The 216-nt window shown below is 40.7% G+C and carries 1 rRNA gene; it reads right to left on the bottom strand.

Annotation, left to right across the window (positions count from 1 at the left end):
• Positions 1–111: ribosomal RNA gene (locus HMPREF2647_RS06340) — 16S ribosomal RNA — on the bottom strand; the annotation flags it as partial.
• Positions 112–216: the final 105 nt, after the last annotated feature.

Genomic DNA, 216 nt, shown 5'->3' with positions numbered 1-216 from the left:
CCCGTCCGCCGCTAACGTCAAAGGAGCAAGCTCCTCGTCTGTTCGCTCGACTTGCATGTATTAGGCACGCCGCCAGCGTTCATCCTGAGCCAGGATCAAACTCTCCATAAAAATTTATGATGTTTGATTAGCTCATAATACTAAATAGTGTTTGTAACATTTAAGTTACTTTATTGGAATTAACGTTGACATATTGTCATTCAGTTTTCAATGTTC

The organism is Staphylococcus sp. HMSC035D11 (assembly GCF_001836075.1).
Taxonomy (GTDB): Bacteria; Bacillota; Bacilli; order Staphylococcales; family Staphylococcaceae; genus Staphylococcus; species Staphylococcus hominis.
This window is presented reverse-complemented; position numbering and strand designations above follow the sequence as displayed.